This window comes from Kribbella sp. NPDC004138 (genome assembly GCF_053603655.1).
In genome coordinates this window covers 127,506-153,249 of record NZ_JBSGFZ010000008.1, presented here as the reverse complement: position 1 = coordinate 153,249, position 25,744 = coordinate 127,506, and the positions used below count along the sequence as shown (strand labels likewise).

Annotated in this window: 18 protein-coding genes and 1 riboswitch; of the genes, 12 read left to right on the top strand and 6 right to left on the bottom strand. The window is 68.9% G+C overall.

The genetic code is table 11. The annotated features are described in order from the left end of the window. Window positions 1-48: 48 nt before the first annotated feature. The 5 genes from ACWEOO_RS13465 to ctaC form a co-directional block, all read right to left on the bottom strand. Window positions 49-2,712, bottom strand: coding sequence for a LuxR C-terminal-related transcriptional regulator (locus ACWEOO_RS13465; protein WP_452143201.1), 2,664 nt, complete (start codon window positions 2,710-2,712; stop codon window positions 49-51). Between the two features lie 122 nt (window positions 2,713-2,834). Beyond that, a complete protein-coding gene (locus ACWEOO_RS13460; protein WP_452143200.1) occupies window positions 2,835-4,073 on the bottom strand; it encodes a L,D-transpeptidase in 1,239 nt (412 codons plus the stop codon). Between the two features lie 199 nt (window positions 4,074-4,272). Next, window positions 4,273-4,668 (bottom strand): cytochrome c oxidase subunit 4, encoded by a 396-nt coding sequence (locus ACWEOO_RS13455; RefSeq protein ID WP_363713541.1) that lies wholly within the window; start codon window positions 4,666-4,668, stop codon window positions 4,273-4,275. Further along, window positions 4,665-6,413: an aa3-type cytochrome oxidase subunit I gene (gene ctaD / locus ACWEOO_RS13450; protein ID WP_452143318.1), complete on the bottom strand. Its 1,749-nt coding sequence runs from the start codon at window positions 6,411-6,413 to the stop codon at window positions 4,665-4,667. The genes ACWEOO_RS13455 and ctaD overlap by 4 nt, the downstream gene beginning before the upstream one ends. Before the next feature lie 26 nt (window positions 6,414-6,439). Further along, complete coding sequence (gene ctaC, locus ACWEOO_RS13445; protein WP_452143199.1) at window positions 6,440-7,225, bottom strand: aa3-type cytochrome oxidase subunit II; 786 nt, start codon at window positions 7,223-7,225, stop codon at window positions 6,440-6,442. Between the two features lie 193 nt (window positions 7,226-7,418). On the opposite strand from ctaC, the gene ACWEOO_RS13440 reads away from it, so the two are divergent. The 5 genes from ACWEOO_RS13440 to pulA all read left to right on the top strand — a co-directional run bounded on the left by ACWEOO_RS13440 (window position 7,419) and on the right by pulA (window position 15,755). After that, a complete protein-coding gene (locus ACWEOO_RS13440; protein ID WP_452143198.1) occupies window positions 7,419-8,534 on the top strand; it encodes a cysteine desulfurase family protein in 1,116 nt (371 codons plus the stop codon). After that, complete coding sequence (locus tag ACWEOO_RS13435) at window positions 8,531-8,743, top strand: sulfurtransferase TusA family protein (protein WP_452143197.1); 213 nt, start codon at window positions 8,531-8,533, stop codon at window positions 8,741-8,743. Before ACWEOO_RS13440 ends, ACWEOO_RS13435 begins: the two co-directional genes overlap by 4 nt. 13 nt (window positions 8,744-8,756) lie before the next feature. Then, on the top strand, window positions 8,757-9,320 hold the full coding sequence (locus ACWEOO_RS13430; RefSeq protein ID WP_452143196.1) for a GNAT family N-acetyltransferase: 564 nt from the start codon (window positions 8,757-8,759) through the stop codon (window positions 9,318-9,320). After that, window positions 9,307-10,029 (top strand): SIR2 family NAD-dependent protein deacylase, encoded by a 723-nt coding sequence (locus tag ACWEOO_RS13425; RefSeq protein ID WP_452143195.1) that lies wholly within the window; start codon window positions 9,307-9,309, stop codon window positions 10,027-10,029. Before ACWEOO_RS13430 ends, ACWEOO_RS13425 begins: the two co-directional genes overlap by 14 nt. A gap of 74 nt (window positions 10,030-10,103) precedes the next feature. After that, window positions 10,104-15,755 (top strand): pullulanase-type alpha-1,6-glucosidase, encoded by a 5,652-nt coding sequence (gene pulA, locus ACWEOO_RS13420; RefSeq protein ID WP_452143194.1) that lies wholly within the window; start codon window positions 10,104-10,106, stop codon window positions 15,753-15,755. On the opposite strand, the gene ACWEOO_RS13415 is transcribed toward pulA, so the two are convergent. Beyond that, window positions 15,752-16,648, bottom strand: coding sequence for a diacylglycerol/lipid kinase family protein (locus ACWEOO_RS13415; RefSeq protein ID WP_452143193.1), 897 nt, complete (start codon window positions 16,646-16,648; stop codon window positions 15,752-15,754). The two genes, pulA and ACWEOO_RS13415, sit on opposite strands and share 4 nt — an antisense overlap. 37 nt (window positions 16,649-16,685) lie before the next feature. On the opposite strand from ACWEOO_RS13415, the gene ACWEOO_RS13410 reads away from it, so the two are divergent. From ACWEOO_RS13410 to atzF, 7 genes are all read left to right on the top strand, one after another. Further along, on the top strand, window positions 16,686-18,098 hold the full coding sequence (locus ACWEOO_RS13410) for a serine hydrolase domain-containing protein (RefSeq protein WP_452143192.1): 1,413 nt from the start codon (window positions 16,686-16,688) through the stop codon (window positions 18,096-18,098). A gap of 47 nt (window positions 18,099-18,145) precedes the next feature. Further along, entirely contained in the window at window positions 18,146-19,084 is a 939-nt protein-coding gene (locus ACWEOO_RS13405; RefSeq protein WP_452143191.1) for an NAD-dependent epimerase/dehydratase family protein, read from the top strand. 116 nt (window positions 19,085-19,200) lie between these two features. Continuing rightward, a riboswitch (guanidine-I (ykkC/yxkD leader) is annotated at window positions 19,201-19,326 on the top strand. Between the two features lie 58 nt (window positions 19,327-19,384). Beyond that, window positions 19,385-20,956 carry an amino acid permease gene (locus ACWEOO_RS13400; RefSeq protein WP_452143190.1) on the top strand — a complete coding sequence of 524 codons (1,572 nt, stop codon included), beginning with the start codon at window positions 19,385-19,387 and terminating at the stop codon, window positions 20,954-20,956. Continuing rightward, complete coding sequence (locus tag ACWEOO_RS13395; RefSeq protein ID WP_452143189.1) at window positions 20,953-21,564, top strand: DUF1989 domain-containing protein; 612 nt, start codon at window positions 20,953-20,955, stop codon at window positions 21,562-21,564. The genes ACWEOO_RS13400 and ACWEOO_RS13395 overlap by 4 nt, the downstream gene beginning before the upstream one ends. Then, window positions 21,561-22,202: an urea amidolyase associated protein UAAP2 gene (locus tag ACWEOO_RS13390; RefSeq protein ID WP_452143188.1), complete on the top strand. Its 642-nt coding sequence runs from the start codon at window positions 21,561-21,563 to the stop codon at window positions 22,200-22,202. The genes ACWEOO_RS13395 and ACWEOO_RS13390 overlap by 4 nt, the downstream gene beginning before the upstream one ends. Before the next feature lie 3 nt (window positions 22,203-22,205). Beyond that, window positions 22,206-24,158, top strand: a complete 1,953-nt coding sequence (locus tag ACWEOO_RS13385) for a 5-oxoprolinase/urea amidolyase family protein (RefSeq protein WP_452143187.1) — start codon at window positions 22,206-22,208, stop codon at window positions 24,156-24,158. Then, window positions 24,155-25,732, top strand: coding sequence for an allophanate hydrolase (gene atzF / locus ACWEOO_RS13380; protein WP_452143186.1), 1,578 nt, complete (start codon window positions 24,155-24,157; stop codon window positions 25,730-25,732). Before ACWEOO_RS13385 ends, atzF begins: the two co-directional genes overlap by 4 nt. Window positions 25,733-25,744: the final 12 nt, after the last annotated feature.

Here is a 25,744-nt window from a genome sequence, read left to right as displayed (position 1 = left end):
GATGTGGTGAGAGGTCCTCACATCATCTGGTGAACTCGGTGATGATCTTCAGCGCCGATGGGACAGCAGGTTGAGCTGGTGCGCCCGGCGGACCGCGGCACGGCGGTTGTTGACGCCGAGCTTCGCGTAGATGTTCTTGGTGTGGGTCCGCACCGTGTTGAGCGACACGACGAGCCGGCGGGCGATCGACGGCCCGTCGAGATCGCCGGCGAGCATCCGCAAGACATCCAGCTCACGCTCGGTCAGCGGCTCGATCAACCCGTCGTGAGGGGCGGGTATACCCGCCGTACCCGGGCAGGCGTCCAGGAGTCGCTGTACGTACGACGTGCCCGGGGCCAAGGCAGTGAGTAACTCGGCCATCGGCTGCCCTTGGCTGGAGAAGACCCGCACATACCCTTCGGGCTCGGCCAGAGTCAGCGCGCGTTCCAGCACCGCCCGCGCCTCCTTGTCGTCCCCGGTCGCCTGCTGAGCAAGCGCCATGAGCGTCAGGAGTTCGATGAGGGTGCCCTGCCTACCGCCGTCCTCGGCCGCGGCGATGAGTCGCTCGAGCAGCCCGATGGCGTCCTGCAGCCGCGATCCGTCCGCGAGCAGGACCCGGGCGAGAGTCACGTGCTCGTACTCGCTCAGGTACGACGCCTCGTCGTGCGCGGATACGCCGTACTCGCGTGCCCACTCTCGGGCGGCGGCGACGTCCCCGTGCGCAGCCAGCATTCGTGCGCGCAGTGCTGGGATCGGTCGCACCTTCGGCGCGAAGTCGCCGACGTACACCCGTTCGGCCTCGGCGAGCAGCCCGAGCGCCGCGTCGACATCACCCTCGGCCTCGCGGACCTGTGCCAGCGCCACCCGCCACCGGTACGGGTTCTGCGGCAGGCCGAACTGCTCCCCGAACTGATCACCGCGTCTCAGGTGCTCGGTGGCACTGGTCAGATCGCCGCGCTCCATCGCCACCTGGCTCAGACCGACGTACATGTCCCTGATGCCGCGCAGATCGGGGTCGTGGCCGGCCGCGAGCTCGATGGCGCGCTCATAGGTCCGCTGCGCCTGGCGCAGCCTGCCCTGCGTGATCTCGAGGTCGGCGAGCGTGATGGAGCATCCGAGGACGTCGGCGACGTACCCGAGCCGGTGCAGCCCGTCGGCAACGGCGGTGTAGCTGCGGTGTGCGGCCTCGAGGTCGCCCGCCGTCCACGAGGCGATTCCGGCCAGCGCCTCGGCCGAAGCTCTGGTCAGGTGGTCGTGCTCGGGCGCACGGTCGACCGCCGAGCGGGCGTGCGTCAAGGTGCCGCTGAGGTCACCTCCGATCAGTGCCAGCGCGGCCCGGTACAGCTCGATGCCGCCAGGCAGCCTGGTGAGTTCGAGCTCGTCGACGACCACGATCTCTGCGGACCCGTTCAACAACTGCTCGATGTGGCGCAACCTGCGCTCGACGTCGCCGAACTCGTTGCCGGCCATCAGCGCGCCGACGAACCCCATCGCGAGCACAGGCCGGCGCTCGACCACGTCATCGGGAAGCTCGTCGATCCACCGGCGCAAGGTGTGCTCCTGGCGGTTCTTGCGCAGCTCCGGTACGGCGCGCTCGACCATGTCGGCCGCCCGCGCAACGTCACCGGCCGCGAGCGCGTGCCGGACCGCCGGCTCCGGTCGGCCGGCACCGCCGTACCAGTCGGCCGCGCGTCGATGCAGCGCTGCGACGTCGATGTCCTCGTCGATCAGATGGGCGTGGAGGACGTCGCGGAAGAGGTGGTGATACCGGTACCAGCGGCGCTGGTCGTCGAGCGGGACCAGGAAGAGATTCGCGCGGTCGAGCCGCTCCAGCATCGCCTTGCCGTCGTGTTCGCCGGTCACTGCATCGCAGAGCGGTCCGGTGAGACGGTCGAGAATGCAGGTCGCCAACAGAAACCGTCGTACCGCGTCGGGCTGGCGGTCCAGAACCTCTTCCACGAGGTAGTCGACGACGAAGCGATCGTCTCCGGCGAAGCCGGCAATGAAGTCGGCGGCGTCGCCGCGACTGCGAAGCGACAGGACCACGAGTTGCAGGGCCGCGACCCACCCCTCGGTGCGCTCCTCGAGTGACGCGATGTCCTCGGCGGTCAGACGCAGGTCGTTCACGTCGTTGAGGTAGCTGACCGCCTCAGCGAGGGTGAAGCGAAGGTCGGCGGCGCGGATCTCCAGGAGCTCGCCGCGTGCGCGCAGGCGTGCCAGCGGCAGGCCGGGGTCTGCTCGGGTGCTGATGATCAGCCGGAGTTGCGGAGGCAGATGATCGAGGAGGAAGGTCATCGCCGGCCGGAGGCCGGGGCTGTCGACGAGGTGATAGTCGTCCAGGATCAGGATGACCTCGTCCGGTCGGACGCTCAGCTCGTTCAGAACCACGGTCAGCGCTGCCTCGATCGGCGTCTGCCCAGCCTGAAGCAGCGGGAGGGCGCTGGCAGCGATGCCTGGAACGGCACGGTCCAGGGCGGTGACGACGTACGTCCAGAACGACGAGGCCTCGCGGTCGCCCTCGTCGAGGGCGACCCACGCGACTGTCGCTCCCGCCGAGGCGGCCTGGCTGTCGATCCACCGTCCCAGCAGGGTGGTTTTGCCGAATCCTGCCGGCGCCGAAACCAGAACCAGGCGACCGCCCCGAGTCAGGCCCTCGTCCAGCCGTGCCCGCGCGACGAGGCCGGCCCGTGGCGCGGGCGGGAAGAACTTGGTCTCGACGAGCGCGTCGGTCATCGCAACCCCGGGGGTGTTGACGCTATGTCCACGAGAGTAGGACACGCGCCTTCAGAGCTGGTGGAAACACAACAGCCTCCCGGCCGCGGGCATGCGGGTGGGGAGGCTGTTGGCTCAGAGGGTCAGGAGAGGGCGGAGCCTGCCTTGTACGCCGCCCAGGTGGTGTTCCAGTCGGTCCAGCCGTTGCCGGGCTCCATATGGCGGGTGGTGCCGGTGACGATGACCGGGTCGCCGCGGAGGGTCTGGTTGAAGAACCACTGGGCGTCCTTCAGGCTCATGCCGACGCAGCCGTGGCTGACGTTGGCGCTGCCCTGGCTGCCGGACGACCACGGTGCGCCGTGGATGAACTCGCCGGAGCTGGTGACGCGCTGGGCCCATTTCACGTCGGGGATGTTGTAGTACTCGGGGTCGCCGGGCTTGAGGCCGACGGTGGCGGCGTCCATGCGCTTCACCGTGAACTTCTCCATGATCACCTTCACGCCGCTGCGGGTGGTGAAGCCGTCCTTGCCGGCGGTGATCGGGATGGTGCGGGCGAGCTTGCCGTTGATCCTCACCGTCATCGTGTGGGTCTTGACGTTGACGTTGCTGACCACCGACTTGCCGATGCTGAACACGATCGTCCGGCCGGAGGTGCCCCAGGTGTTGTTGCCGGCGTTGACGCCCTGGGTGTCGATGTTCACCGTCACCTTGGTGCCGGCGGGCCAGTAGTTCTTCGGGCGGTAGTTGATCTGCTTGCTGTTCACCCAGTGCCAGCTGCCGTCGACCGGGACCGACGTCTTCACCGACAGGCGCTTCTCGACCGCGGCGCGGTCCTTGACCGGGTTGTTCCAGAAGATCTGGATCGGCAGCGCGACGCCGACGGTCTCACCGTTCAGCGGGACGACCGAGGCCTTCAGGCTCTTCGACGCCTTCAGCGTCTTGAAGGTCGAGCTGATCGGCACGGTGGCGCCGTCGGTGCCCTCGGCCGAGCCGCTCACCGTGTACGACGCGCCGGGCTTGAGCTGCGGCTGCGACGTCCACTGGGTCTTGTCGGTGTTGAAGCTGCCCGTGACCTTGTCGCCGTCGTCGTCCTTCAGCGTGATCGCGGTCAGCTTGCCGGCCGTGGTGGTCACCGTCACCGGCTTGTCGGGCTGCACCGACGTCGCGCCCTTGGCGGGCACCACGGCGATGCTGGCCGCGGCGGACTCCGACGGGGTGCTCGAGGCATCCGGGGTGCTCGAGGCGCCTGGCGTGTTGCCCTGCGACGTCGACGCGCCGGGCGTCGACTGGCCACCGCCGCCGTCGGCCTTGGTGTCGCTACAGGCCGTCCCGGCCAGCAGCAGGACGCAGATACCCGCCACGGCAAGGCCGTGCTTCCTCACCGAACCGCTTACCATTCCCCAGCTCTCCCCTGTTTAGTCAAACCGCGGTAAGGGTAACCTGCCGCGGCGACATTTCCCTGCATCCGCAGACCGCCTGACTGGTACGGACCACAACTCTCTGTACCCGGCGGCACTACTCAAGACGCACGAAAACGCCGTCCGGTTCGCTCCCGGACGGCGTTTTTCGTACGACTCTCAACTAGTGAGCGTGGTCACCGCGGTAGTACTCGAAGATGAACCCGCTCAGCGTCACGATGCCGATGCCGCAGCCGGCGATGAACAGCCACCAGCCGAAGACGATGCCGAGGACAACCACCGACAGCGTCAGCGCGCACCACAGCGGCCACCAGGAGTGCGGCGGGAAGAAGCCGAGCTCGCCGGCCCCTTCGACGATCTCCGCTTCCTTGCGGTCCTCCGGCCGGGCGTCCATCCGGCGCGCGGTGACGCTCAGGTAGAACGCCACCAGCAGCGACAGGAAGAACGTCATCACCAGCGCGGTGGTGCCGGTCGGGTCCTCCGACATCAGCCAGTAGATCGGCGTGACGACGAGCACGAACACACTCAAGATCCCGAAGACCCAGGCTTCGACCTTCACGCCTTGTCCTTCCCCTCGGTCCCGTCGGTACCGTCGGCCTGCTCGATCAGGTGCTCGACGCGGCCCTGGTCCTCACCGGCGTCCAGCAGGTTGTCCGCGCCGGCCCGGTTGTCCGGGTACTCCGCCAGCGCCACATCGGCGTGGTGGAGGTCGAACGCCGGGGACTCCGAGCGGATCCGGGGCAGCTTGACGAAGTTGTGCCGCGGCGGCGGCGAGCTGGTCGCCCACTCCAGCGAGCGGCCCCAGCCCCACGGGTCGTCGACGCCGACCAGCGGCGTCTTGCGGGACTTGTAGATGTTGTAGAAGAACGGCAGCATCGACGCGCCCAGGATGAAGGCACCAACGCTGGACACCTCATTCAGCGTGGTGAAGCCCTCGTTGGCGCCGTACGACGCGTAGCGCCTCGGCATCCCCTCGACGCCCAGCCAGTGCTGCACCAGGAACGTGGTGTGGAAACCGACGAACAGCAGCCAGAAGTGCAGCTTGCCCAGCCGCTCGTCCAGCATCCGCCCGGTGAACTTCGGCCACCAGAAGTAGAACCCGGCGAACATCGCGAACACCACCGTGCCGAACACGACGTAGTGGAAGTGCGCGACCACGAAGTACGAGTCGGACAGCTGGTAGTCCAGCGCCGGCGAGGCCAGGATGACGCCGGTCAGACCGCCGAACAGGAAGGTCGTCAGGAAGCCGATCGACCACAGCATCGGCGTGTCGAAGGACACCGAGCCGCCCCAGATCGTGCCGATCCAGTTGAAGAACTTCACCCCGGTCGGGACTGCGATCAAGAACGTCATGAACGAGAAGAACGGCAGGTTCACCGCGCCGGTGACGAACATGTGGTGCGCCCACACCGCCACCGAGAGGACCGCGATACCGAGGGTCGCGCTGACCAGACCGATGTAGCCGAAGACCGGCTTGCGGCTGAAGACCGGCAGGATCTCGGTCACGATGCCGAAGAACGGCAACGCGATGATGTACACCTCTGGATGCCCGAAGAACCAGAACAGGTGTTGCCAAAGTATTGGCCCACCATTGGCCGCGTCGAAGACGTGTGCCCCGAGTGTTCGGTCCGCCTCCAGCACCAGCAGCGCCGCCGCCAGGATCGGGAACGCGATCAGCACGAGGATCGAGGTGACCAGGATGTTCCAGGTGAAGATCGGCATCCGGAACATCGTCATACCGGGTGCGCGCATGGTGATGATCGTGGTGATGAAGTTGACCGCACCGAGGATCGTGCCCAGACCGGCCATCCACAGACCCATGATCCACAGGTCACCGCCGATGCCCGGCGAACGGACCGCGTTCGACAGCGGGGCGTAGGCGAACCAGCCGAAGTCGGCCGCGCCGCCGGGGGTGAAGAAGCCGCTGATCGTGATCAGGCCGCCGAACAGGAACAGCCAGTAGCTGAACATGTTCAGCCGCGGGAACGCGACGTCCGGGGCGCCGATCTGGATCGGCATGATCTCGTTGGCGAAGCCGACGAACAGCGGGGTCGCGAACAGCAGCAGCATGATCGTGCCGTGCATCGTGAAGAGCTGGTTGTAGACCTCTTCGTTCACGATCTGCAGACCCGGCTTGGCCAGCTCCGCGCGGATCAGCAGCGCCATCACGCCGCCGATCAGGAAGAACGCGAACGACGTGACCAGGTACATGTGCCCGATCAGCTTGTGGTCGGTGGTGGTCAGGTACTTGACCAGCAGCTCGCCCTTGGTGCGCCGCCGGGGCAGCGTGGTGGTGCTGCCGATGGCGCCGGTGCGCTCGGCGAAGTCCGTCACTTCTCGCCCCCTGTGCCGGGAATTGTGGTGGCGTCGCCGCCACCGGTTGCGGCGCCGGTCTGGCCCTTGGCGGCCAGCTCGCGCAGGTGTGCGTCGTACTCGTCGCGGTTGACCACCTTGACGCTGAAGATCATCCGGCTGTGGTAGAGGCCGCAGAGCTCAGCGCACTTGCCGGCGAAGGTACCGGTCTTGGTCGGGGTCAGCTCGAACTTGTTCGTCTTGCCCGGGATGACGTCGAGCTTGAAGTAGAACGACGGGACCCAGAAGGAGTGGATGACGTCCGGCGAGGTCAGGTCGAAGTGCACCGACTCGTTCACCGGGAGCCACAGCGTCGCGGGCTTGTCCAGGGTGCCGGTCTCCCAGACGCCCTCCTGCCCGTCGACGGTGTCCTTGTAGTTGAAGGTCCACTGCCACTGCTGGCCCACCACGTTCACGGTGTGCTGCGCGTTGGCGCTCATCTTCGTGACCTGGTTGCCGTGCTCGACGGTGTAGAAGAAGAGCACGCCGATGATCGCGAACGGCGCCAGGGTGTAGAGCACCTCGAGCGGCAGGTTGTAGCGCACCTGCCGGGGTGCGTCGTCGTTGCGCTTGCGGTACCGCACAACGACCCACAGGATCAGGCCCCAGACCATCACGCCCACGATCAGGGCGGCGATCCAGGCCCCGATCCAGAGGCTGCGGATGGCCTCGGTCCGGTCCGATGCGCCCTCGGGCAGGCCGAGTCGTTTCCACTGCTCAGTGGTCGCCGTCGAGCAACCGGTCAGCAGCAGGGTGCCCAGCACCACTGCACTGCCGACCAGCAGGCGACGCTTCGCCGGCCGTGTGGCGCCGGCAGAACCTGCCGGTCGCTCCTCCACTCCGGGCGTGCCGTTCGAACCCACGGGGCGCCTTTCCCTTCCCAAGTGAGACTGACGACCAAACACTACTGGACACCATTCGCCGTCCTGCGCATAGGTAGGGCTTAGCGTTTCCCGTGTGAGCGAGCGTACGTATCTGGACGCCGCATCGGCCGAGCCGATGCACCCCGCCGCACGGGAGATGTTGCTCTCGGCAGTGGATTCCGGATGGGCCGATCCGGTGCGTCTGCACCACGAGGGCCGGACCGCAAGATTGCTGCTGGACAACGCCCGGGCGGTGCTCGCCGAGGCGGTCGGCGTACGGCCGGACGAGCTGTACCTGACCACCTCGGGGACCGCGGCGATCCAGGCCGGTCTGACCGCTCTCCAAGCCGCCCGCCGCCGCGTCGGGACCACAGTGGTCCACACGGCTGTCGAGCACTCTGCCGTCCTGCACAGTGCCGGCGCTGACGGCATCGAGGTCGGGGTGGACGTTCACGGCCGGGTGGATCAGGAGGCGTTCAAGGACGCGGTACGGCGCCCCGGCGCGGCGGTGGCCGCGGTCCAGTCCGCCAACCACGAGGTGGGTACCAGGCAGCCGATCGCCGCGATCGCGCAGGACTGTGGCAGCGTGCCGCTGTTCGTGGACGCCTCGGCGTCGGTGGGGCACGACGCGCTGCCGGACGGGTGGTCGGCGCTGGCCGCCAGTGCGCACAAGTGGGGCGGACCGGCCGGTGTGGGGTTGCTCGCTGTGAAGAAGGGCACGCGGATCGCGCCGGCGTGGCCGCTGGACGAGCGGGAGGACGGCCTCTCCCCCGGGTTCCCGAACATACCCAACGCGCTGGCCGCCGCCGCTGCTCTACGGGCCCGGCTGGCTGAGGCCGAAGAGCTCGACAAGCAGCACAGGGCCTGGATCGACGAGGTACGGCGTCGTGTGGCGACCGACATCCCCGACGTGGAGGTCGTGGGTGACCCGGCGGACCGCCTGCCGCACATCCTCACGTTCTCCTGTCTCTACGTGGACGGCGAGGCCCTGGTGACCGCACTGGACGCTGAGGGGTTCGCCGTCTCCAGCGGTTCGGCCTGTACGTCGAGCACGCTCCGGCCCTCTCACGTACTCGCGGCGATGGGTGTCCTCACCCACGGCAACGTCCGGGTCTCTCTCGGGCGCGACACCAGCTACCACGACGTCCAACGGTTCTGTGCGGTCCTGCCGGGGATCGTGCGGCGGATCCGGGCGGAGGTGGGGATGTGAACGTGGACCTGGACTGCACCGGCCTACTCTGCCCACTCCCGGTGATCAAACTGGCCAAGACGCTACCGACCGTCGCCATCGGCGACACGGTCACCGTGCTGGCCGACGACCCGGCCGCGGCGACCGACATCCCGGCCTGGTGCCGGATGCGGTCCCAGGAGCTGGTGTCGGCCGGGGAAAACCAGTACGTCGTCCGGCGGGTCAGCTGACACACTGCGCCGCGTGACCGACTTCGCGCACAAGCCGACGCTGACCGGGGACCTGGTCGTTCTGCGACCTGTGGACGAGGGTGACTACGAAGCACTCGCCGTCGCGATGGCGGACCCGGACGTCGTCCGTCTGACGGGCAGCCACGGCGAGATCGGCGAGGAGAAGGCCCGCGAGTGGTACCGCACCCGCCGGGACCAGACCGATCGGCTGGACCTCGCCATCGTCGACAAGGCCGCAGGGGTCGTCGTGGGCGAGGCCGTGCTCAACGAGTGGGACCCTGACAACCAGAGCTGCAACTTCCGGATCCTGATCGGGCCGTCCGGCCAGGGCCGCGGCCTCGGGACCGAGGCGACCCGGCTGATCGTCGGCTACGGCATCGAGCAGCTGAGGCTGCACCGGATCAGTCTCGGCGTCTACGCCTTCAACCCGCGCGCCCAGCGCGCCTACGAGAAGGCCGGCTTCACCACTGAGGGCGTACTCCGGGACGCCCTGCTCTGGGACGGCGAGTGGGTGGACGAGGTCGTGATGTCCGTCCTGGCCCAGGACTGGGTACCTTCGGAAGGTGATCCGAGCTGACCGCATCGCTGTGCTGACCGGCGCCGGGATCTCGACGGCGTCGGGGATCCCGGACTTTCGGGGACCGCAGGGGGTGTGGACGAAGGACCCGGCGGCGGAGGCGATGTTCGACATCGACGAGTACGTCGCCAGTCGGGAGGTCCGCGTGGCGACCTGGAAACACCGGCTCTCGGTGCCGGCCTGGACCGTGCAGCCGAACCCGGGCCACCTCGCCCTGGTAGAGCTGGAGCGGCAGGGCCGCCTGACCGGCCTGATCACGCAGAACGTCGACGGGCTGCACCAGAAGGCCGGCTCCTCGCCGGAGCTGGTCCACGAGCTGCACGGCACGGTCTGGTACGTCGACTGTCTTCAGTGCGACCGGCGGATCCCGATGGCGGACGTACTCCCCCGGCTCGAGTCAGGCGACGAGGATCCTGCGTGTGAGGTCTGTGGCGGCATCTTGAAGTCCGCGACGGTCTCGTTCGGCCAGTCCCTCGACAGGGTCGTCCTGGACCGAGCTGTCGCGGCCGCCGAGGCAGCAGACCTGTTCCTGGCCATCGGCACATCGCTGCAGGTCTACCCGGCCGCCGGCCTGTGTGACCTCGCACTGAACGCCGGGAAGCCGCTGGTGATCCTGAACGCCCAGCCGACGCCGTACGACGAGCACGCGACGACAGTGCTGCGCACACCGATCGAGACCACGCTGCCGGAGCTCGTGACCTTACCGTGATCTTCGAGCCCTCCTCACGGTAAAGAGCGGCGGCTAGCGTCCCCGGCAGATCAGTTGGCGGGGAGGGGACCGTGATGCGCGGGTTCAGGCGTTGGACGGCAGGTTTCACGGCGGCCGCGGTCGTCGTACTCGGACTGGGTACGGCTGCACCGGCTCCGGCACAAGTGGCTGCGGACCGGGTGATCACCGTGGCGGGCTCGCTGCAGAGTGAGCTCGGGTGTGCGGCCGACTGGGATCCGGGCTGTGACGCGACCAGTCTGGGCGCGAGTGCGCCGTACACGAAGGTGTTCGACGTACCGGCGGGGTCGTACGAGTTCAAGGTCACGGTCAACAAGAGCTGGGACGAGAACTACGGCGCCGGCGGTGTTCTCAACGGCCAGAACATCCCGCTACGGATCGAGGGTCCGGCCAAGCTGGAGTTCAGCTACGACGACACGAGCCACATCGTCACGGTGAAGCCGGTGAATCTCGCCGGACCGGCCGTGACAGCCGCGGACCGGGCACTCGCGACGCCGAGCCTGCGGCCGGACCTCACCAAAGAGCGGTTCTACTTCCTGATGGCGGACCGGTTCGCCAACGGCGACAAGTCCAACGACAACGGCGGGCTCACCGGCGACCGGCTGACGACCGGGCTGGACCCGACGGACAAGGGCTTCTACCACGGCGGCGACCTGACCGGTGTGATCCAGAAGCTCGACTACATCAAGTCCCTGGGGACGACGTCGATCTGGCTGACCCCGTCGTTCAAGAACCGCCCGGTGCAGGGCTCCGGCGCCGACGTCAGCGCCGGGTACCACGGCTACTGGATCACCGACTTCACCCAGATCGACCCGCACCTGGGCACGAACGCGGACATGAAGCGGCTGATCGACCTCGCGCACCGCAAGGGCATGAAGGTCTTCTTCGACATCATCACCAACCACACCGCGGACGTGATCGCGTACCAGTCCGGCCAGTACGGGTACATCCCGAAGTCCACCTCGCCGTACAAGGATGCGCAGGGCAACGCCTTCGACGACAAGCAGTACGCCGGCGGCGACACCTTCCCGCAGCTCGACCCCGCCACCAGCTTCCCGAACGTCCCGGTCTTCAGGACGCCGGCCGACGCGTCTGTGAAGGTGCCGGCCTGGCTGAACGACCCGACCCTGTACCACAACCGCGGCGACTCGACGTTCGCCGGCGAGAGCGCGGAGTACGGCGACTTCGTCGGGCTGGACGACCTGTTCACCGAGCAGCCGCGGGTCCGCGACGGGATGATCGACGTCTACAAGACGTGGGCCGAGTTCGGCATCGACGGGTTCCGGATCGACACCGTCAAGCACGTGAACATCGAGTTCTGGCAGAAGTTCTCGCCGCAGATCCTGGCCGCCGCACAGTCCGCCGGGTCGAAGGACTTCTTCATGTTCGGGGAGGTCTTCGACGCCAACCCGCAGTTCATGTCGACCTACACGACCAAGGGCGCGCTGCAGGCCACGCTGGACTTCGGGTTCCAGCAGAACGCGGTCGCGTACGCGAAGGGCGACCCGAGCACCAAGCTGCAGGACTTCTACGCCGACGACGACTACTACACCGACACGGACTCCAACGCGTACGAGCTGCCGACGTTCCTCGGCAACCACGACATGGGCCGCGTGGGCACGTTCTTGAAGCAGGGCGGCGCGTCCGGTGCCGAGTTGCTGGCACGGGACGAGCTGGCGCACTCGCTCATGTACCTGACGCGCGGCCAGCCGGTCGTGTACTACGGGGACGAGCAGGGCTTCACAGGCCCCGGCGGTGACAAGGACGCGCGGCAGGACATGTTCGCGACCCGGACCGCCGACTACGCGGACGACGAGGTCGTCGACGGCAGCGGTACGACGACGATCGGCAGCAAGGACCGGTACGACGTCAACGCGCCGATGTACAAGCACATCGCCGGGCTGGCGAAGCTGCGCGCCACGTACCCGGCGCTGTCCGACGGGCGGCAGGTGCACCGGTACTCGTCCAAGTTCAACGGGCTGTACGCGTTCAGCCGGCTCGGCAGCGACAACGTCGAGTACCTGGTCGTCGCGAACAACTCCACGACGGCCGCCTCGGCGACGGTGCCGACGTACGGCTCGAACACCTGGCTGAAGCCCGTCTACGGCGGCTCCAAGGCGGTGAAGACCGACCGTGAGGGCAGGGTCGTCGTCAGCCAGGCCCCGCTGTCTGTGACGGTGTACCAGGCCCAGAACAAGCTCCCGGCGCGTACCAAGGCTCCCAGCGTCTACATGAGCTCGCCGGAGCTCGGTGCGACGGTCGGTGGGCGTGCTGAGATCGCTGCGGCGGTTCCCGCGAACACCCCTGCGACTGTGACGTTCGGGTACCGGCCCGTGGGTACGACGGCGTGGCAGCGGCTCGGCGCGGACGACAACGCGCCGTACCGCGTCTTCCAGGACGTGTCCGGACTGCCGAAGGGGACGCTGCTCGAGTACCGCGCTGTCCTGCGCGACGTCTCGGGCAACTACTCCGTCTCCGGCTCGTACGGCGTGGTGGGCGACGCGGCCGCCCCGGGTGGTGGCGGTGGCGGCACCGGCCCAGTCGTCCAACCCGCCAACGTGTCTGTGCCTGGCGACCACAACAGCGAGATGGGCTGTCCTGCCGACTGGTCGCCGGACTGCGACCAGGCCCAGCTGACACTGGACCCGAAGGACAAGGTCTGGAAGGGCACCTACACGCTCCCGGCCGGCGAGCACGCGTACAAGGCGGCCATCAACAAGACCTGGGACGAGAACTACGGCGCCGGTGGCGTCAAGAACGGTGCGAACATCTCGTACACCGCACCGAACGGGCCCGTCAGCTTCTACTACGAGCACGGCCGCCACTTCGTCACCTCGACTGCGCAGGGGCCGATCATCACGGCACCCGGGTCGTTCCAGACCGAGCTGGGCTGCCCGACCGACTGGGACCCGTCCTGCATGCGACCCTGGTTGACCGACGAGGACGGCGACGGGACCTACACCTGGTCCACCAGCGAGCTGAAGGCGGGCACCTATGAGGCGAAGGTCGCGCACAACCTGTCCTGGGACGAGAGCTACCCGGCGAACAACGTGCCGGTCTCGGTGCCGAGTGACGGTCTGGTCGTCACGTTCTCGTATGTGCTCGCGACCCACCAGTTCACGGTGACGACGGCCAAGCCCGGCGCACAACCGGACCTCAGCCAGGCGAAGGCGTACTGGATCGACCGCGACACCCTCGCCGTACCCGCGGTCGCGCACCCGGAGCGGTACCGGTGGCGGCTGCACTGGTCGGACACCGGCTCGCTGAAGATCGACGCGAACGACATCGGCGGCTCGTCGGCCGCCCTGCGCTACGACACCGCCGAGGTGAAGCCCGGCTACACGACGCTGCGCCTCGACCAGGCCGACGTCCAGAAGATCCTCACCGGCCAACTGGGCCTCGCACAGTACGACGACACCGGCCGCCTCCTCGACGCGACCGGCGTCCAGATCCCCGGCGTCCTCGACGACGTCTACGGCGGAGCGACCGCCCGCTCGTACGGCGTCACGTGGCAAGGCGCCGCACCGGCCTTCACGCTGTGGGCGCCGACGGCTCAGGACGTGAAGCTGCTGATCGGGTCTTCGGCGATCCGCATGCGGCGCAGCGACGACGGCGCCTGGTCCGTCGTCGGGCGGCCGTCGTGGAAGAACGCGCCGTACCGCTATCAGGTGACGGTGTACGCACCCAGCACCGGCAAGGTGGAGACGAACGTCGTCACGGACCCGTACTCGGCCGCGCTGACCACCGACTCGACGTACTCCGTCGCAGTCGACCTCAACGACCCGGCAGGCAAGCCGGCACTCTGGACATCCACCCCGTCGCCGAAGCTCGCCCGCGGGGTCGACTCCACCATCTACGAGCTGCACGTCCGCGACTTCTCCATCAACGACAGCACAGTGCCCGCGGCACATCGCGGTACCTACCTGGCCTTCGCCGACGAAGGCGACGGCACCAAGCACCTGCGCACCCTCAAGGCAGCAGGGCTGAACACCGTGCACCTCCTGCCGACCTTCGACATCGCCTCGATCCCCGAAACCGGCCAGCAGACACCTGCCTGCGATCTGAAGGCTCTACCGGCCGACTCGGACCAGCAGCAGGCCTGCGTGACGGCAGTGGCTGCCAAGGACGGCTTCAACTGGGGCTACGACCCGTTCCACTGGCTGGCGCCAGAAGGCTCGTACGCCACCCAGAAGGACGGCCTGGCCCGGGTCTCCGAGTTCCGCACGATGGTCGGCGGGCTGCACAAGTCCGGTCTGCGCGTCGTACTCGACCAGGTCTTCAACCACACCCCGGCCGCCGGCCAGGCCCCGACGTCGGTGCTGGACCGCATCGTGCCCGGGTACTACCAGCGGCTGAACGCAACCGGGAAGGTGGAGACCTCGACCTGCTGCAGCAACATCGCGACCGAGCACGCGATGGCCGAGAAGATCATGGTCGACGGCACGGTGAGCTGGGCGCGCAACTACCACGTGGACGGCTTCCGGTACGACCTGATGGGTCACCACTCCAAGGCGAACATGCTGAAGGTCCGGGCCGCCCTGGACAAGCTGACGCTCGCCAAGGACGGCGTGGACGGCAAGTCGATCTACCTGTACGGCGAGGGCTGGAACTTCGGCGAGGTCGCGGACGACGCGCTGTTCGTCCAGGCCCGGCAGGGCAACCTCGGCGGCACCGGGATCGGCACGTTCTCCGACCGCCTGCGCGACGCGGTCCGCGGCGGCGGCCCCTTCGACGACAACCCGCGGATCCAGGGCTTCGGCTCCGGCGAAGCGAGCGACCCCAACGGCGACCCGGTGAACGGTACGCCGGCCGAGCGCGCCAAACGGCTCGCTCACGACACCGACCTGGTCCAGCTCGGGCTGGCCGCCAACCTCCGGTCGTTCAGCTTCACGTCGGCGGAGTCCGGACAGGCCGTCCGCGGTGACCAGGTCGACTACAACGGCCAGCCGGCCGGGTACGCCGACCAACCGGACGAGGTGATCACGTACGTCGACGCGCACGACAACGAGACGCTCTGGGACACGCTGACGTACAAGCTGCCGACCGACCTGCCGATGCCGGACCGGATCCGGATGAACACGTTGTCGCTGGCCACGACCGCACTGGCGCAGACGCCGTCGTTCTGGCACGCCGGCGCGGACATGCTGCGCAGCAAGTCGCTGGACCGCAACTCGTACGACTCCGGCGACTGGTTCAACACACTCGACTGGACCGGCGCCGACAACGGCTTCGGCCACGGGCTGCCGCCTAAGCCCGACAACGAGGCCAAGTGGCCGTACATGAAGCCGCTGCTGGCCAACCCGGCGCTGAAGCCGTCAGCGACCGACGTGGCCACGGCCTCGGCCGCGGCCGCCGACCTGCTGAAGCTCCGGTTCTCGACGCCGCTGTTCCGCCTCGGTTCGGCCGCGCTGATCAACCAGAAGCTGAGCTTCCCGCTGAGCGGTACGACGCCCGGCGTCATCACCATGCGCATCGACGACACGGTGGGTGCTGACGTCGACCCGTCACTGAAGGGCGTCGTGGTCGTCTTCAACTCCACCAACGCCGCGGTCACCCAGCAGCTCCCGGGCCTGACCGGCGCCAACCTGTCCCTGTCCCCCGTCCAAGCAGCCGGCTCCGACCCGGTCGTCAAACAAACCACGTGGTCGTCCGCGACGGGCACAGCGACCGTCCCGGCCCGGACGGTCGCCGTACTGGTGCAGCGTTAGGGCACGCGGACGACGAGGGCCGCCGGGTCGACCTCAGCGGTCAGCGACGTGCCCTCGTCGATCGCGTCGCCGTCGAGCTGACGGCGTACCACCCGGTCGGCGCGCAGCTGGATGCGCCGGCCGGTGAAGCGCTCGATGTGACGCTCGCGCCAGGACTTCACGACCAGGCCGAGGGCGAGCCGCGGCCAGTGCGTGATCCGGCGCGGCGCGAGGACGACCACGTCGATCGTGCCGTCGTCGGGTACGGCGTCCGGCAGCAGCGGGATGTTCGCCTGGAGCGTGCCGACGTTGCCGATCACCACGGTGCGCGCCTGCCGGCGGACCGGCGGCTGGTCGTCGACGGTGATCGTGACCCGGACCGACGGATGGTTCAGGTTCTTCAGCGTCGACACGACGTACGCCGCCCAGCCCACCCGTTTCTTCAGGTCGTCGGGCGCGTCCTCGATGATCGCGGCGTCCAGTCCGAGCCCGGCCATCACGACGAACCGGTCGGTGGTCAGCTGGTCCCCTTCGACCAGCACGCTGTCGATCCGCCGCTCGGAGCCGTCCAGGAGCTCGGTCAGCGCGACGTCGAGGTCGAGCGAGATGCCGAGGTTGCGGGCGAGCAGGTTCCCGGTGCCGCCGGGGAGGACGGCGACCGGGATCGCGGTGCGAGCCAGCTCGGCGCACACCACCCGGACGGTGCCGTCGCCGCCGGCGACCAGCACCAGGTCCACCTGCTCGTCGATCGCGCGCCGGGCCATGGTGACGCCGGCGTCGTCCTCGGTCGTCTCCAGCCACAACGGCTCGTCGAGGCCCCGTTCGGACAGGGCCGTCTCGACGATCCGGCGGAACTTGTCGCCGTCGACCTTCACCGGGTTCACGATCACGGCTGCCCGCTTGGCAGAACTCACCTGATATTTGTCCGTTTCTGGAGATAGCGTCTTGGGTGTGAGCAGACTTCCACGGAGTACCCCAGAAGCCCAGGGCTTGATCACCGCAGCACTCGACAGTTTCGTCGCGGCGCTGGACGCGGCCGAGCCGGAGATCCAGACTGTCATGCTGCTGCGGCACGGCCAGGTCGTGCTGGAAGAGGCCTGGGCGCCGTACCGGCTCGACGACCGGCACCTGCTGTTCTCGGTGTCGAAGAGTTTCACGTCGACGGGCGTCGGGCTGGCGATCGACGCAGGGCTGCTCTCGCTCGATGACCAGGTCATCTCGTTCTTCGACGCGGACGAGCTGCCGGAGGCGGTCAGCGACAACCTGGCCGCGATGAAGGTCCGGCACCTGCTGACGATGACGACCGGGCACTCGAAGGACACCGTCGACGCGCTCAGCCGGGACCGCCGGATGGTGAAGATCTTCCTCGGCCTCGACGTGGAGCACGAGCCCGGCACGGTGTTCGTCTACAACAGCGGCGCCACCTACATGCTGTCGGCGATCCTGCAGCGGCTCACCGGCGAGCGCCTGCTCGACTATCTCCGGCCGCGGCTGTTCGAGCCGCTCGGTGCGACCGAGGCGACCTGGCAGGTGTCGAGGGAAGGCATCACGGTCGGCGGCTGGGGCCTGAGCATCAACACGGAGTCGCTGGCCGCCTTCGGGCAGTTGCTGCTGCAGCACGGTGAGTGGCAGGGCAAGCAGGTCGTCCCTGCCGAGTGGTTCGAGGCGGCAACGTCGAAGCAGGTCCCGAACGACACCGAGGAGAACCCGGACTGGAAGCAGGGCTACGGTTTCCAGTTCTGGCGCGGCCGCCACAACACGTATCGCGGTGACGGCGCGTTCGGGCAGTTCTGCCTGGTGTTCCCGGACTACGACGCGGCGCTGATCATCACGAGTTCAACGACCGACATGCAGGCGATCCTGAACACGGTGTGGGAGCACCTGCTGCCCGCGCTCGAGGGCAAGGAGGTGCCGGTCGTCCCCCGGCCCGAGCAGCTGCGGTTGGTGCCGCCGACGGGTGCCGCACCGACCGCCGGGGACGGCCGGACGTACCGTTTCGCGGCGGCCAACCCAGCCGGTCTCACCTCGGTCCGGCTCGACGCGGACGGGTCGGGCACATTCACGTTCAGCGACCTGGGCGACGGCAGAACTCACGAGATCCGGTGTGCGGCCGGTGACTGGCAGGAGCAGGCTGCGCCGGGCACGGTCGACGACGCCGCTCCGGAAGCCGGCGAGCGCGTCCTGACCAGCGCGTACGGCGACGGCGACGCGTTCGTGGCGACCTTGCGCTGGGTGGAGACCCCGTTCGTCGCCACCCTCACGTGTCGTGTGGACGGCGGCACGATGACGGTCGACGGCAAGCTCAACGTCTCCTTCGGCCCGACCGAATTCCAGCTTTCTTCGGAGCCGATGTCACAGGACTGACGCGGCGCGTGTCCTCCGGGTCGTAATCACGGACGACGGAGGATGACATGAAGGTTTTGGTGGCAGGAGCGACCGGCGGACTGGGCCGGTCACTGGTGCCGCAGCTGCTCGCGGCCGGGCACGAGGTGACCGGGATGACCCGGTCCGAGTCCGGCGCGGCCGGCGTGCGGTCGTTCGGCGCGGACGCCGTGCTCGCGGACGGGCTGGACGCCGCCGCGGTGCGCGCGGCCGTGGAGTCGGTCCGGCCCGAGGTCGTCGTACACCAGATGACCGCGCTCAAGGGCGGGATCGACTTCAAGCACTTCGACGACAGCTTCGCGACGACGAACCAGCTGCGAACGGTCGGCACGGACAACCTCCTGGCCGCCGCCAAGGCTGCCGGCGTACGACGGTTCGTCGTCCAGTCGTACGCCGGCTGGAACCTGCAGCACGGCGGATCCGCGGCGAAGACCGAGGCGGACCCGCTCGACCCGGACCCGGTGCCCGCCCAGCGGCAGACGATGGCGGCGATCAGGTACGTCGAGTCGGCGGCGGTGAACACCGAAGGGATCGAGGGCGTCGCGCTGCGGTACGCGAACTTCTACGGCCCGACCGCCGACCTCGGCAAGGGCGGCTCGATGGTGGAGCTGATCCAGAAGCGCCGGCTGCCGATCATCGGCGACGGCACCGGGGTCTGGTCGTTCATCCACTACGACGACGCCGCCGCGGCGACGGTGAAGGCGGTCGAGAGCGACGTGACCGGGGTGTTCCAGATCGCCGACGACGACCCCGCGCAGGCGGCGGTCTGGCTGCCCGAGCTCGCCAAGATCCTCGGCGCCAAGGCCCCGCGGCGCATCCCGGCGTGGCTCGGACGGCTCGCGGTCGGCGACGTCGGCGTGGCGGCGTTCACCGAGATCCGCGGCGTCGACAACTCCCTCGCCAAGCGGACCTTCGAGTGGCAGCCCGGGTACGCGTCCTGGCGCGACGGCTTCCGCCAGGGGCTGTGATCTCCGCTCGCTCACAGCCGCGCGAGCCGGTGAGAGGATTCCTTTACTTCGGCGTTACATGCGATGACGACCGCTGAAACCGGCGGGTCCTGAACTGGAAAGGACCCGCCGGTACGGCGGGGCGCCCCTAGGGTTCCGCTGCTGGTCGAGCCGACGGCAGGTCTGGTCCGAGAGGGGAGGCGGTGCTGTCGCCGGCGTTGTGCGGCGGCACCGTTCCACGGCGGGACAAAAGCCCGGGAGGCCTTGAAGGCCCCGGGTTGCCGTGCGCGCATTCCGGGCCCGATCCAGCGGAGGCCGGACATGTCAGCACCCCCCGAAACCCTGACCACCGATGAACTGGGAGCGCGCGACCTCGGCCGCTTCGGCTACTCCCAGCAGCTCTCGCGCCGCGTCGGCAGCTACGCGTCGTTCGCGGCCGGTTTCTCGTTCGTCTCGATCCTCACCACCGTCTTCCAGCTGTTCGGTCTGGGCTTCGGCTTCGGCGGCACGGCGTTCTTCTGGACCTGGCCGGCCGTCCTCGCCGGTCAGTTGATGGTGGCGTTGTGCTTCGCCGAACTCGCCGCGCGGTACCCGCTGTCCGGCGCGATCTACCAATGGGCCCGCCGCCTCGGTGGCGCGGTCGCCGGGTGGTTCGCGGGCTGGACGATGGTGATCGCGCAGATCATCACGCTGGCCACGGCCGCGATCGCGCTGCAGGTCGTGCTGCCCGCGGTCTGGCCCGGGTTTCAGCTGGTCGGCACGGATCCGGCGCTGGCGTCGAGGGACGGCGCCGCGAACGCCGTGGTGCTCGGGTGCCTGCTGCTCGTCGCGACGACGCTGCTCAACGCGACGAGTGTGCGGGTCACCGCGATCGTCAACTCGGTCGGCGTGACCTGCGAACTGGTCGGCGTCGTGCTGATCGTCGTCCTGCTGACCAGCAAGGCGGAGCGCGGGCCGTCCGTCGTCCTGCACACGACGAATCTCGACAGCACGACCGGGTACGTCGTACCGCTGCTGGTCTCGGCGCTGATGGCGGCTTACGTGTTGGTCGGGTTCGACAGTGCGGGCGAGTTGTCGGAGGAGACGCACAAGCCGCGCGCGACGACGCCGCGGACGATCCTCCGGGCGGTGATCGCGTCCGGAATCGGCGGCGCGTTCCTGATCGTCGCGGCGTTGATGGCCGCGCCGTCGGTGACTGACGGGGATCTCGCCACGCAGGGGCTTCCCTACGTGCTGACGAGCCGGCTGGGCACGACGCCCGGCAAGCTGCTGCTGCTCGACGTCGCGCTCGCGGTGTGCGTGTGCACGCTGGCGATCCAGACCGCCGCGGCGCGGATGATCTTCTCGATGGCGCGCGACAACGTGCTGCCGGGATCGCGTCAGCTCCGCGAGGTGTCGCCGCGGACCGGTACGCCGGTCGCCGCGACCGTGGTGCCCGGCGTACTGGCCGGTGTCTGCCTGGTCGTCAACGTGGGGAACGCCGGCCTGTTCCTGGGGCTGGCGAGCGTCTGCATCATGCTGCTCTACGTCGCGTATCTGATGGTCACCGCGCCGTTGCTGGTACGGCGCCTGACCGGGCGCGAGTTGTCCGCCGGGGTGGACGAGAACGGGCGGCCGCTGTTCTCGCTCGGCCGGTTCGGCGTGCTGGTCAACTTCGTTGCCGTCGGCTACGGACTCGCGATGGCGATCAACCTCGGCTGGCCGCGCGCCGAGGTCTACGATCCGGCAGGTGAGGGCTGGTACCTGCACTACCTTCCGCTGATCACCCTTGCCGTCGTCGCCGTCGGCGGCCTTCTCGCCTTCCGGGCTCAGCGGAGCGCCTACTACGCCTCGATCGGCCTGCCGCTGCGCACTGCCGCACCGGTTGTCGAGGTCGAAGGAGCCGGCGCATGACACATACCCACGACATGCCTGGTGACGCGGCGTGGTCCGCGCCGGTCCGGGCCGGACGCGTCATCACGCTGACCGCCCTCGACGACGGCGCGAACGCGTCGGTGCTGATCATCGGCGCCGACCGTCTCGATCGGCTGAACATCCCGGACACGCTCAAGGCGCAGATGTCGGCGCGCATCAAGCCCGGCATGGTGCTGATGTCGGACCGCGGGCTGGCGCTGGCGACGGTCCTGGCCTCGAGCCTCGACTGGCACGACTGCCTGACCGGTGCGGCGCCCGACCGGTTGCTGCTGCTCGAACTCGTCAAGCACGGTTTCGGTGCGGTGGATCTGCACGGCTGCATCAACTTCTTCAGCAAGGTCGACGTCGCGGACGACGCCCGCGCGTCGCTGGCCTTCGTCCCCGGCCATGCCCGCGCGGGTCACACCGTCACGCTCCGCGCGGACCAGGACCTGCTGGTCTTCGTGTCGACCGCGGCTCATCCACTGTCCGATCTGCCTGCCGTCGGTGTCGCCGTACAGATCGAGACGCCGGAACACACCGAGGATCCCGACCTGCGGGAGGAAGCGGTCCGCGCACTGCGTCTGACCCGGGAGTTGATCGCATGACCGCGACCGAGACGACCACCAGCCTCGACACAAGCCTCGACACAAGGCTCGACACCGTCGTACCGGCGGGTGACGGCGCCCTCGTGACCGTTCCGGCCGGCGGGCGCCTGCGGATCGTGGACCTGCACGGGAACCAGGCCGTGGACACGTTGTTCTACGACGCCCACGACATCGAGAACCGCTACTCCGCCTTCGACACGATCCGTGAGCAGCGAGCGGTGTTCCTGACCGCCGGGTCACGGCTGCTGTCGACCCGGCTCGACGAGCTCGCGGTGATCACCGACGACACCTGCGGCCGGCACGACACTGTCGGCGGCGCGTGCTCACAGGAGAGCAACGTCATCCGGTACGGCGAGTTCACGCGGCACCAGCATGCCTGCCGGCAGACCTTCCTGCGGTACGGCGCCGCGGCCGGTATCGGTCAGCGTCAGCTCACGCACAACATCAACTTCTTCATGAACGTGCCGGTGACGGCGAGCGGCGGGCTGACGTTCGAGGACGGTCTGTCGGCGCCGGGCAAGTACGTCGAGGTCACCGCGAGCCGTGACCTGTTCGCGCTGATCAGCAATTGTCCGCAGGTCAACAATCCGTGCAACGGCTGGAACCCGACGCCGATCCAGCTGCTGGGCCGGTGGTGACCGGTGGCCGTGATCATTGTCAACAATCCTGGTGTCCAAACGACGGTGCAGGATCTCGCCGGGCGGCCGGGGCTGTGGGATGTCGGCGTGCCGCCGTCCGGCGCCGCTGACGAGCTGACGTTCGCCCTGCTGAACGCTGCGGTCGGCAATCCCGACACAGCGGCCGGCCTGGAGTGTGTGCTCGCCGGACCCGTGCTGACGTGCGACGAGGACCGGCTGATCTGCGTCGGCGGCGCGGTCCGCCGTGCGACTGTCGACAATCTGCCGATCAGGCCGGGGATGGTCGTGCTCTGGCCGGCCGGCTCCGTGCTGGATGTCGGCCCGCTCGACGGTCCCGGGATGCGGGGCTACGTGGCAGTCCAGGGCGGACTGGACGTGCCGCGCGTGCTCGGGAGCCGGTCCACGTTCATCCTCGGCGGCTTCGGCGGTCACGACGGTCGCCCGCTGGCGGAGGGCGACCGGATTCCGCTGGGCCGCCGGGAGAACCTGCTGCCCCCGTTGTCGGTGGAACTGCCGTCGATGTCCGGCTCGTGGCAGATCCGCGTCATCCCTGGGCCGCACGGTGCGCCGGAGCATCTCACCGCGGACGGTGTCGACGCGTTCTTCGCCAACAACTGGATTGTCGACCATCGCTCCGATCGCACCGGGGTCCGGTTGCTCGGTCCGACTCCCGGCTGGGCCCGGACCGACGGCGGCGAGGCAGGCCTGCATCCGTCGAACGTCCACGATTCGGCGTACCCGGTCGGCGGCATCATGCTGTCCGGCGACACCCCGGTCATCGTCGGCAAGGACGGCCCGTCGCTGGGCGGCTTCGTCGTACCGGCCGTAGTGATCGAGGCCGACCGGTGGATGCTCGGCCAGCTGCGCGCAGGCGATTCCGTGCAACTGGTCCCGGTGACGCAGGAAACGGCAACCGAAGCGATCCGGTCCCGCCGCCGCTGGCTGACCGACCTACGCCAGGAGCCGACCGCGGTCGCCGTGTCGGCCGCTGCACCCGAACGCCCGAACACACTGCACCGAGGCGACCCGGCCGGCACCACGCCGGCGTACACGATCAGATGCGCCGGCGAACGGCACCTGCTGGTCGAAGCCGGGCCGGCCGAACTGGATCTCACCGTCCGGGTGTGGATCCACCTGCTGGCCCAAGCCCTCCGGGACGACCGCCCGGCCGGCGTGACGGAGATCGTCGAGGGCGTGCGGTCGCTGCTGGTCGCGGTCGACTCGGCCCGGATCGCCCTCACCTCACTCGCGGAACAGCTCGCGTTCCTGGCGGCCGGACTGGCTGATCCCGAGACCGTGGTGCTGCCGGCCCGCGAAGTGGTGCTGCCGATCGCGTTCGACCATCCCGAGGCGCACGAGGCGATGCGCCGGTACGCGACGTCGGTGCGGCCGGACGCGCCGTGGTGCCCGGACAACGTCGAGTTCATCCGGCGGGTGAACGATCTCGGCGCGCGCGACGACGTGTTCGAGATCGTGCAGGCCGCGACGTACCTGGTGGTCGGTCTCGGCGACGTGTACCTCGGCGCACCGGTCGCCGTACCGGTCGATCCGCGGCACCGCCTCGTCACGACGAAGTACAACCCGGCCCGGACCTGGACGCCGCAGAACGCAGTCGGGATCGGCGGGATCTACCTGTGTGTGTACGGGATGGAAGGCCCGGGCGGGTACCAGCTGGTCGGACGCACAGTCCCGGTATGGCGGCTGTCCCCCGCCGACGAGCAGCCGTGGCTGCTGCGGCAGTTCGACCTGATCAGATTCACCCCGGTAAGCGCGGAGCAACTCGCCCACGAGCGGGCCGAGATCGCCGCCGGGCGGGCCGATCTCAAGACCGCGCCGGCGACGTTCTCGATCGCCGACGTCCGCAAGATCGAGCAGGAGGCACCTGTGGAAATCGCGACCGTGCGGGCCAGACGCCGCGCCGCGTTCGAGGCCGAGAGGGCACGGTGGGGAGCATGAACAACGAGTGGATCACCCGGGTCGACCCGATCGCGCCGCTCCCCGGAGTCCTGAACGGGCTGACGATGGCGCTGAAGGACAACATCGATCTCGCCGGGGTGCCGACGACGGCCGGCGACCCGCGCAACGCACGGCCCGCGGAGCGCAACGCCTTCGTCGTCGACCAGCTGATCGCGGCCGGCGCCGTACCGCTGGGGAAGACGAACCTCGACCAGTACGCGACCGGGCTGGTCGGCACGCGATCGCCGTACGGCGCGTGCCACTCGGTCTTCTCCGACCGGCATGTGTCCGGCGGATCGAGCTCGGGCAGTGGCGTCGCCGTGGCGAGTGGTCAGGTCGACTTCGCGCTCGGCACCGACACGGCCGGCAGCGGACGGGTGCCGGCTGCCTTCAATCGGATTGTCGGCATCAAACCGAGCCGCGGGCTGGTCTCAGCGCGCGGCGTCGTACCGGCCTGCCGGTCACTCGACTGCGTGACCGTCATGGCGACGACCGTGGCGACCGCGCGGGCGGCGTACGAGGTGATGGCCGCGTACGACCCGGACGACGCGTGGTCGCGGCGCGCCTCCGACCTGCCCCGGCGGCGGCCCGGCTCCGGCGGCGTGATCGGCGTACCGGACATCGGGCTCGATCTGGATCCGCTGCACGAGGCGGCCTGGCAGGAGACGCTCGGCGAGGCCCATCGGCTCGGCGAGGTCGTGAAGGTGGATGTGCGGCCGCTGCTCGAGGCCGCGGACCTGCTGTACTCCGGGCCGTGGCTGGCCGAGCGCTGGCTCGCCTTCGGGGACAAGCTGGACGACGATCCGGCGGTCGACCCGACCGTGCGGACGATCGTGCGGGGCGGCGCGTCGCTGACCGCGGCCGCCGCGTTCGCGGGCTTCGACCGGCTCGCGACCCTGGCCCGCGCGAGCGAACATCTGTGGACGAAGCTCGACGCGCTGCTGTTGCCGGTGACGCCCGGGCATCCCACGTTGGCGGAGGTCGCGGCCGATCCGATCGGCGCGAACAGCCGCCTCGGCCGGTTCACGAACATGGTGAACCTCCTTGATCTGTGCGCGGTGGCGTTCCCGGGACCGGATCGCGCCGACGGGCTGCCGTTCGGGATCCAGCTGCTGGCGCCGGCCGGGCATGATCTCGAGCTCATCGATTTGGCGGCTGCGTGGACCGGCGAGGACGTGCCGGCTTCGGGCGGCGACGTGCTGCTCGCGGTCGCGGGCGCGCATCTGTCCGGCCAGCCGCTCAACGATCAGCTGGTTAGGCGTGGTGCGCGGCTGGCGTTCGCCGCGCGGACCGCGTCGTCGTACCGGATGTACCTCGTCGACGGGCCGCGTCCGGGACTGACCCGGACGTTGGCGGGTGCGGACGGTCCAGGGATCGAGGTCGAGGTGTGGAGACTGCCCGCGGCCGAGCTCGGCGGTTTCGCGACGACCATCGATCCGCCGCTGGCGATCGGGCCTGTGGAACTGTCGGACGGGCAGCAGGTGCTCGGGTTCGTCTGTACGGCGGATGCCGCGGACCCGGCGCGGGACATCACGGCCGCGGGCGGCTGGCGGGCGTACCTGGCCGGGAGCTGACCCTATGGTTGG